Source organism: Verrucomicrobiota bacterium, from assembly GCA_016200005.1.
GTDB lineage: Bacteria > Verrucomicrobiota > Verrucomicrobiia > Limisphaerales > PALSA-1396 > PALSA-1396.
The window spans coordinates 122,719-130,080 of record JACQFP010000063.1 but is presented as its reverse complement, the minus strand read 5'-3'; the positions used below and the strand labels follow the sequence as shown (position 1 = coordinate 130,080).

5 protein-coding genes are annotated in these 7,362 nt (G+C 57.9%); 2 read left to right on the top strand and 3 right to left on the bottom strand.

Annotated elements, in window-relative coordinates; all coding sequences use genetic code 11:
- Positions 1 to 123 precede the first annotated feature (123 nt).
- Complete coding sequence (locus HY298_21475; GenBank protein MBI3852834.1) at positions 124 to 873, top strand: hypothetical protein; 750 nt, start codon at positions 124 to 126, stop codon at positions 871 to 873.
- A gap of 240 nt (positions 874 to 1,113) precedes the next feature.
- Here HY298_21475 and HY298_21470 read toward each other — a convergent pair whose 3' ends face one another.
- Positions 1,114 to 4,071, bottom strand: a complete 2,958-nt coding sequence (locus tag HY298_21470; GenBank protein ID MBI3852833.1) for a HEAT repeat domain-containing protein — start codon at positions 4,069 to 4,071, stop codon at positions 1,114 to 1,116.
- Here HY298_21470 and HY298_21465 point away from each other — a divergent pair.
- Positions 4,064 to 4,399, top strand: a complete 336-nt coding sequence (locus tag HY298_21465) for a hypothetical protein (GenBank protein MBI3852832.1) — start codon at positions 4,064 to 4,066, stop codon at positions 4,397 to 4,399. The two genes, HY298_21470 and HY298_21465, sit on opposite strands and share 8 nt — an antisense overlap.
- 79 nt (positions 4,400 to 4,478) lie before the next feature.
- On the opposite strand, the gene HY298_21460 is transcribed toward HY298_21465, so the two are convergent.
- Positions 4,479 to 5,795: a hypothetical protein gene (locus HY298_21460; protein MBI3852831.1), complete on the bottom strand. Its 1,317-nt coding sequence runs from the start codon at positions 5,793 to 5,795 to the stop codon at positions 4,479 to 4,481.
- Positions 5,687 to 7,309, bottom strand: a complete 1,623-nt coding sequence (locus tag HY298_21455) for a hypothetical protein (GenBank protein MBI3852830.1) — start codon at positions 7,307 to 7,309, stop codon at positions 5,687 to 5,689. Before HY298_21455 ends, HY298_21460 begins: the two co-directional genes overlap by 109 nt.
- Between the last annotated feature and the right edge of the window lie 53 nt (positions 7,310 to 7,362).

Below are 7,362 nucleotides of genomic sequence, written 5' to 3'. Positions count from 1 at the left end.
TCCCCGCAGAGCCCTATCCTCCGCTGAAGCGAGGACACTTTGCGCCTCAGCAACGCACCCCTCAAGTAAAACAGCAGCGGCGCCCTCATCATTCCAGCTTTGCTCGCACAGCCCTCTCCAACTTTGCTCGCACCACGACAGAACCTGTATGCGGGAGGCAGTTTCACCAATGCGGGCGGGACGGCGGCCAGCTACATTGCCAAGTGGGACGGGAATGCGTGGTCGGCCTTGGGTTCAGGCATGGCGGGAGGGATTGAAGTTACCGAGGTTCGCGCGCTGCTGGTCTCTGGCGCAGACCTATATGCCGGAGGCGATTTTACCACAGCAGGAGGGAGCGCAGCCCATGCAATCGCGAAATGGAACGGGAGTGAGTGGTCAGCTTTGGGATCGGGGATAGACTACGGGGTAATTGCTCTTGCGCAGGCCGGCACGGACCTATATGCGGGGGGTTGGTTCACTACGGCGGGCGGGGCGATGACCAAAAACATTGCCAAGTGGGACGGGAACTCTTGGTCGGCGCTCGGCTCGGGGATGAACCGGACGGTGTACGCATTGGCGGTGTCTGGCACGAACCTGTATGCGGGAGGCGAATTCACCACGGCAGGCGACAAGGTGTCCGCTTACGTCGCCAAGGCCAATATTGGCGCCGCTCGTGGCAGATTCAGCGACCTGTTCTATTCACCGGTCACAGGGTTCATTTGCTCCTTTAGTGACGGCACCGTCGGCCAACCTTACCGCATTCAGACCTCGCCTTCGCTGGCTGTTGGCCCTTGGACCGATCTCACGAACTTCACTTACACCGGCCCCATCGTCATCACCGACGCCTCAGCCGTCTCCACGACGAACACGTTCTATCGCGCCGTCACGCCGTAGCCGTACGATGCAGTCGGGATTCAACGCAAAGTCGCCAAGACGCCAAGACGCAAAGTTGATGAATATGGCAAACGAATGCCCCTCACCCGGCCTACCGACACGCTAAAGCGTGAACTCCAACGCCGCGCTCGCCCCATGGAGTAATGCCGCCGACTCCACGGGGCAAGTCCGGCTCCGTTGGAGTTCAACCTTTAGGTTGGCCCTGTCTGCATGGAGGGGAATCAAGTGCATAGCCTGATTTCATTTTTCCTCAGGCAGAAGTTTGTTATCGGGCTTTTGAAGAAAGTCCAGCAAGTCGGCGAGGTCTTGTTGCGTGAGACCTTGTTCCAGTCCGTCCGGCATCAGCGACTTGCCCTCCGCGCGCAAGCCGGCAATCTGAGTCCGCGAAATCGTTTCGTCCGGCTGTCCGGCCCGTCGCACCGTCACGCCGTTTGCGCTTTCGGCTGCGATCAAACCCATCACGGTTTCGCCCTGTGTCGTGGTCAGCGTGTAACTGATGAAGTCGGGCGTGACCTGCCGGCTCGGATCAAGAATATCCACCAGCAACGCTTCCTTGGGACGACTCGCCACACCGGAAAGATCAGGGCCGACATGGTTTCCTTTTCCTTGGATCGCGTGACAAAGCAGACAGAGTTTGGCAAAAGTAGTTGCGCCGCGTTGACGGTCACCTGCCATTTTCAGCGACGGCTCAAAACTACGGACGACTTCGTCGCGACTTGGAGCGGTGTCTGTTTGCACGATGCGCTTCACGCGTTTGGCCAGATCGGGATTCTGAACGTTCCGCAATGCCTGTCGGGTTGAGGCATCGAGTTCATCGGGCAGGACTTTTCGCGCTTCCAGCGCATCGACCAACGCCGCCGTTGCCGTTGGCGAACGCAGTGCGCTGGACAACATCTGTCGCCGGATGCTGGTGGTGTACTGACTCCAACCTGCGAAAATCTTCGCGGCCAACTCCCGGTCTCCAAAATCCATCAGTGCTCCGGCGGCGGCAGATTGAACTTCAGGCGGATGTTCCGTTTGCAACAAACCCAGCAGAACGGAACGGGCGGATTCGGACTTGGTCTGTTTCAGCAAGCGAATGGCGGCCACCCGGTAAGGCAACAGCTCTACCTGGTTTGTCGCCGTGGCTTGAGCTTGCGCAATCCAGCGTGTGAACGCTTGCGAAGGTTCTCCCAAGATTGCCGACGGCCGGTTCATCCAGTCCCGTAACGATCGATTCGCGCGCGCCAGCCCCTCCGCCAATCCGGCGGCGACTTCAAGTCGCGTTGGGCCGGGCACCCCGCCAAGCAAAACCGGCAAGCTGACGACCAGTTCAGTGTCGTTGTTGCGCGCCCCGATTTGAATGGCAACCTGTTCGAGGAATTTTCTTTGCTCCGGAGTTGGTTCGTTGAACCATCCCGGATTCTGGCGCGCCAGAGTCTTGAGAAACAAACCGTTCTGATTGCGAATACTGCTCTGAATAGCCAGCGACTGCCATTTGTCCTTGATGCCTTCGCCAGCAAGCTGCGCCAGCAAGAGATCACTGCGCTCCGGTGCTTTCAATTCGCCGAGCGTAAGAGCGAGTTGAAACCTGACTTTTGGCGACGGGTCTTTGACCATTCTCTCCACCGCCGCGGAAACTTTCGGAGAGGGTAATGACGTACCGAGGCGCGACTCGCAGAGTTTCAACGCATTGACACGCACCTCTTCTTTCTTGTCCTCCAGAGCTGGGTGCAACGTATCGTCGTCCAGTGCGGAATGGTCGTTCGAGCGAATACCGTCCAGCGTCCAAAGCGCTTGCAGCCGGGATTCCGGGAGTTGCCCTTTGCGCGCCAGCTTTTTCAGAGCCGGAATTACTTTCTGATCCTGACGCTCGACGAGCAGTCGCTGAGCAGTGTCGCGCCACCAGCCGTTTTGGTTCTCCAGACACTTCACCAACTCAACGCTGCTGGCGCGGCTCAGTTTGAGTTGGGTGGTTGGAGGTTGGGTTTTTGGGTATTTGATCCGGATTCGCCAGATGCGCCCGTGCTCGGCGCCGGTCCGCCATTGGATTTGCTCGCGCAGATTGCCCGGCACAAATCCGGGATGCTCGACAAACCGGCGATAGAAATCGACGACGTACAGCGCGCCGTCCGGACCAGTGGCGAAATTCACCGGATGAAACCACGGATCGGTCGAAGCCAGGAATTCTTTACCTTCCTCACCGCGCTTCGCGACAAACGTCACACCGTTCGGCACTAGAACCCGCCGATGGACCAAATTGCGCAGAGATTCGCCGACAAAAGCATTGCCGCGATATTTTTCGCCCAGCGCAGCGCCGCGATAAATCGTCAGCCCGGCGAGCGCGTTGAAATGACTCGACGATTCGTTGTTGAACACCAGCGGTGGAGGCGTCAACGGAAACACGCGGCCATCGTCGCCTGGCGAAATGATGTCGAGCACGGACTCGGTCGTGGCGAGGTTCGGATTCCGGTTCAAGTAGTGTTCCGGCAAAACTTCGTGGCGGGCAGGAATCGTGTTCCACGAAAGAAAGCGGTTTCCCCAATCGTCGCGTGCCGATCCAAACTGGCTGCGCCCGGCAATGGCCTCAAACTCACCCGTGTCCGGACGAAAGCGAAAATCGTGACCGCGAAGCGAAACGGTTTTGCCCGACGGCGCATCCGAGCGGCGAATTTCTCCGTCACTGCGGCCGTTGGCGCCATAGACCCAGTTGTCCAATCCCCAGAACAGACCGTTCACACGCAACTGCTGGTTGCCCTGACCGAAGCCCGTGAGCAAAATGCGGCGTTCATCCGCGCGGCCGTCGCCATCCGTATCTTTGAAAAACAAAATGTCCGGCGCAGCAGTGACTAACACCCCGCCATTCCACGGCAACACACCGTTCGGGTACGGCAACTTCTCGGCAAATACAGTCGCCCGTTCGTAACGTCCATCGCCGTCGCGGTCCTCCAGGAGTCTGATACGTCCTCCCGACGACGCATTGGGATAATCCATCATCTCCGCCACGAACATCCTGCCATTGGCGTCCCAAGCGATGGCCACCGGACTCACGACCTCCGGTTCGGCGGCGACGAGTTCAATGATGAGATTGGCGTCAGCGAAGCGAAAAGTTCCACGCTCATTTTCCGGAGTGAGCGGACTTTGGGAGGGTTCACTGGCCGCAAAGACGGCGCTGCCCGTGAGGATCGCGAGAAGATGGGCGGGATTCGTTTTGAGCATGGTCGGAGTCGGTTCGCGATCAGCTTCGCAAAGCAACCCGGATGATTTCAAGGAGAATGCCCTCCGCACCGCAGCGGAGCAACGCGTCGGCAGCACCGCCGGTCTGACAGCCATGGACGGTGTGGATTACGGCGAGACCCAATCCGCGAGCGAAGGCCAAAAGGACGGAAACCGCGTCGAGGCAACATTCGATCCGACGGGCAAGCGCGTCCCGTGGGAGAAGCGGTGTGGCGGCGGCGGGTGGGATGGCTTCGGGAAGCCGGGCGACAACTGCGTGGCCACAACCGCCAATGATCAAGGACAAGTTCATGTTGCATATGCAACATGAACTTGTCCGAATGCACCATCGGCCGGGGCGAAACGTGTCGGTGAGGTTGCCTATGTCCAGCGCCAGCCACGCGCTGCGTTTAAGGCAAAGAAAGGCGATAAAAGCGATTGCTCACGCCGGCCAGCGCAGCATCCTCGTACTCCCACATTCCTGACGCATCGACTGCGACAGGGCCCAGGGCGGAGAAACTGCCGGCGTTTAGGGTGGTCGAGCCATTCATCGTATGACTGCCGCCGGGAACTCCGACGCCGGTCAGAAAATTGTCGCCATTTCCGAGATGGGTGATGGAAAGAATCTTCAAGAATGGGTCGGCCTGAAGCCTCGCCACGCCGAACAGACTGCCGGCGTCGCCTGCGATCACGGCGCGGCCAATCGGGTCCAGCGCGAGCGCATAGCCGGTATTGTCAGCATTGTCGCCAAAATCAACGATGGCCTTGCCGCCGATACCATACGAATCGTCAAGCGAACCATCGGTGTTATAGCGCACGGCGGCAAACTCCAAATGAGCGCCAATCGTACTCGCGCCGACCACGAAGATTTTACCGTCCGTTTGAAGCGCCATTGCCAAAGACTCGTCCGTACCAAGACCAATCGGCGTGGTCACTTTCCCATCTCCATCGAAGGAAGTGTCAAGGGTGCCGTTGGTGTTGTAGCGCACGATGGCCACATCGACATTCCCACCGTTGACCGTGAGACCTGCGACGACAATCCTGCTATTTGTTTGGATTACCAACCCAAACCCCGCGTCCACCCCGCCGCTCCCAATAGCAGTAGCCACTCTTCCGAAGGAACCGAACGTGGTGTCAAGGGCACCGTTGGTTCGGTATCTCACGACGGCCATCTCAATTGCCGTTCCGATGGTGCCATAACCCGCCACGACAATCTTGTCGTCCGCTTGAATTTTCACCGCTAAAGCCTGGTCTTCGCCCATGTCGATGGCGGTGGTCACCTTGCCATCACCATCGAACGACGTGTCGAGGGTGCCGTTGGCGTTGTAACGCACGACGGCAAAATCATTGTTCGCGCCATTGTAACTGTTACCCGCTACAACCAGCTTGCCGTCCGATTGCAGGGCGATCGCGTTGGCAACATCATTGCCAGTGCCAATCGGAGTAGTCACAATCCCGTCCGTGCCAAACGACGTGTCGGGGGCGCCGTTGGTGTTGTAACGCAGGACGGCAAAGTCGTCGTTCGCGCCGTTGTAACTCGAACCGGCCACGACAACCTTGCCATCCGGCTGAATGAGGATTGCTTTTCCCTCGGACAGCCCCGTGCCCACGGCAGTAGTCACTTTTCCGTTCGCGCCGAAGGAAGTATCCAGAGTGCCGTCAACGTTGAACCGGGCCACCGCAAGAATATTGTTCGATGAGTTATTGGCGCTCCCGGTAACAACCATCCTCCCGTCCGATTGGATCGCCACTCCATGGGCGGTTGAATCGAGATCTGCGATATCGACCGACAGCAATCCGCCGTTGCCAAAGTTGGTGTCAGGCGATCCGTCTGAATTAAACGCATCGCCTCGAAATCGTAGTTGTGCGAGTAAACTCCTGAATAACCGGCCAGCACGAATTTGCCCGACTGAAACGCCAGGGCGTTTGCTGCAGCATCGACGCCGGGGCTGAAGGGGATCGTGATGGTTCCTGTACCGTTGGTTCCAAATGTTGTGTCAAAGCCGCCAGCGGAGTTGTAACGAGCCAAGGTGAAGTATTTCGTTCCATTGGCATAGCTGTAACCGCCAACAGTGATTTTGCGCGGCTGGATGGAGAATCCTTGCACCACCAAGGATACTGCCGTATCCCCATTAAAAGTTGCGGTGCCGCTGGTAATTGAATTGGTCACGATGCCGCCAGTGCCAAAGGAGGTGTCCAACGAACCGTCCAGATTGTAGCGAACCAGCGCAAAGACCGAATGATACGCCGGATAGTCGGTTTGATAAGAGCCAGCCACGACGATCCTGTCCGGGTTTTGGATCGTGCCGTTGCCAAATTGGGTGGCCACGGCATTGGCAGAATCAGAGTAATTATTGTTATTGGTGGATATTTGCGTGAACACTTTGCCGGTGCCGCCGCCAAATGTAGTGTCGAGGACACCATTGGTCGTGTAACGAAACACGGCAAAATCAACCCCGCCATGACCACTACCGATTCCGGTCCCGACCGCGACGATGTTACCATCCGATTGAATCATCAACCCGCGTCCAGTACAATACTCGGTGCCATCAACCGTCGTTTGTATGCCGCCGTTTCCAAACGAAGTGTCGAGCACGCCGTTGGTTTGGTAGCGCGCCAGTGCGAAATGGTCGCCGCCGCCGTTAAACGGAACGACAAGATGGCCAACGACAAGAATTCTGCCATCGGACTGGATTACCATCGCGCTGATTTTGGATGCCTGGCCGAAATCTGTGTAAACGATTCCGGTCCCGTTGGTGCCGAAGGTCGTGTCGAGCGAACCGTCCGTGTTGTAGCGCACCACTGTGAATGTAGAATAGTTGGTGCCGGTGTACGCATAACCCGCGGCGACAATTTTGCCATCCGCCTGAATCTTCACCGCATTCGCGCGGGCATCCGTGGACGGAAGCCCCACTGAACTCACCGGCGTCAGCACCTTTCCGCCATCACCGAAGGAAGCGTCCAGGACATTGTTCGTGTCAAGTCGCACCAACGAAAACTCAGGAGTCCCGTAAGGATATTGACCCGCCTCGGAAAAACCCGCCATGACCAGCTTGCCATCGGCCTGCACTGCGACGGCGTTCGCTTGATCATAGCCACCGCCGAAGCCAAGGCGCGTCGTGCCCGTCCCGGCAAATGTCGTATCCAGGTCGCCGGGCGCTGCTTGCGCCGACGCCGCAACCATTAAACTCAGCGCAAATGGACTCCATCCGATCTGTGTGAACAAAAGACCTGTTCTCATAAAGTCTCGTAGCGCTGTAATTGTTCCGCATAGAATTCAGACGCAATTCCCAC